The sequence below is a fragment of the Oleiphilus sp. HI0066 genome, from assembly GCF_001635725.1.
In genome coordinates this window covers 1-1,874 of the sequence record NZ_LWFH01001071.1, presented here as the reverse complement: position 1 = coordinate 1,874, position 1,874 = coordinate 1, and the positions used below count along the sequence as shown (strand labels likewise).

General features: G+C 45.5%; 2 protein-coding genes and 1 pseudogene. 2 read left to right on the top strand and 1 reads right to left on the bottom strand.

Annotated elements, in window-relative coordinates:
- Positions 1-892: pseudogene (locus tag A3738_RS13385) on the top strand (nitrite/sulfite reductase); the annotation flags it as partial.
- Positions 876-1,358 carry a DUF934 domain-containing protein gene (locus tag A3738_RS13380; RefSeq protein WP_068763641.1) on the top strand — a complete coding sequence of 161 codons (483 nt, stop codon included), beginning with the start codon at positions 876-878 and terminating at the stop codon, positions 1,356-1,358. The pseudogene A3738_RS13385 and the gene A3738_RS13380, both read left to right, overlap by 17 nt.
- A 63-nt stretch (positions 1,359-1,421) precedes the next feature.
- Here A3738_RS13380 and A3738_RS13375 read toward each other — a convergent pair.
- The coding region (locus A3738_RS13375) for a sulfotransferase (RefSeq protein WP_068763640.1) at positions 1,422-1,874 on the bottom strand (453 nt) is incomplete at its 5' end.

Below are 1,874 nucleotides of genomic sequence, written 5' to 3'. Positions count from 1 at the left end.
AGCGCTAACTCCGGCTGTTTTCAAAGAGAAAGTCGAAGCTGAATGGGCTTTCCTGAAAGACTCAGAAAACCAGCTGACAGAGCAAGAAATTTCACGTGTAAAAGCATTCTTTACTGCACCAGCTTATGAGAATCTTGAGCGCAACTGCGCTGAGTTTGTCGCTGCGCAAGAAGAATCAAAAGGCTTTGCGAACTGGATAAAACGCTGCACAAACGATCACAAAGTTGATGGCTACCGCATCGTTACGCTTACGCTCAAGAAAACAGGCATTCCACCGGGTGATGCTACAGATCGCCAAGTTGATATTGTTGCTGATCTAGCTGACCGCTACAGCTTCGGAGAAGTGCGTGTAACCCATGATCAAAACCTCGTTCTTGCTGACGTTCGTGAAGATCAATTACATGCTCTTTGGAAAGAAACACAAGCCGTCGGTTTCGCGACACCAAACCTTGGCATGTTAACCGATATGATTTGCTGCCCTGGTGGTGATTTCTGTGGCCTAGCCAACGCAAAATCTATCCCGGTTGCCGAGCAAATTCAGCTTACTTTCGACAACATGGATTACTTGTATGACCTAGGAGAGATCGATCTAAACATCTCTGGCTGTATGAATGCTTGTGGTCACCATCACGTTGGTAACATCGGAGTACTAGGTGTAGATAAGCGAGGCCAAGAGTTCTACCAAGTGTCCCTAGGTGGTGATTCAGGTCGAGATGCCTCCATCGGCAAGATCCTTGGCCCATCGTTCGCGCGCGCAGACATGCCGAATGTTATCACCAAGTTGATTGATGTTTTTGTTGAGAATCGCAGCGAAGATGAACTTTTCATCGACACTTATCGCCGTATTGGCATGGACCCATTCAAGGAGCGCGTATATGCCAAAGCTGATTAATCTTACCGGCGATCAAGCAAATACTTTTGAGTTGCTTGCAAAAGACTACGAAGGTGACGTAAAAGCAAACNCCATCGTACCGATGGCGTTTTTTATGGCGAACCAAGAAGCTGTTCTTAATGCTGGAAACGTGGGCATCTGGATCGACAGTGAAGAGCAACCAGAAGAGCTACCCGAAACAGCGAAAACTTTGCCAGTTATCGCGATTAACTTTCCTAAATTTATGGATGGTCGTGGCTATTCAATTGCACGTTATGCTCGCGAGCGTTTGAACTTTGAAGGCGAACTTCGCGCAATCGGTGACGTACTGCTGGACCAGTTGTCATACCTTAAGCGTTGCGGTTTTAATGCCTTTGATATGCGTGACGATGTCGATACAGAGCTCGCGCTATCTTCTCTTGGCGAATTTACAGAAGCTTATCAAGCGTCTAATGAGCAACCTACGCCTTTGTTTAGACGTCGTTAGTCTTTGTTGCTCAGCACAAAAAAGCCGACTATCTGAGTCGGCTTTTTTGTTTTCTGGCAAACCTTACAAGCGTCCTTCGCCACTCTCCAACACCTCATTCAAAGGTTTTAGCTGCTCTTCAAATGGCTTCGATGCTTTTACTGCATCTTTATAAATTGGCTGCCTAACCTGCGCTACAGAAGCGGTGCGTACTGCGCGCTTGTTCTTATGGAACATTAAGCAGTCTGTCTCCATTTCAAGCCCACAATACTCGAGTAGACGCGCAATCTCCTGCTCAGAATTAGCAATCATATTTTCATAGTTTGCCTCATAAATTCGCTTAGGAAACAGAGACGTACTCAACTCCATATGCTGCTTATAGAGGTTGTAATACATACCAAGCTCGCGTAAATCATTTGTGTAGCCATGATTCCCACTAAAGTTTTGTTTATAGATAGAGAAACATGTTTCACTCGCATTACGCGTACAATGTATGATCTTCGCCTCTGGCAACACTGCTGCAATAAAAGCACTCAT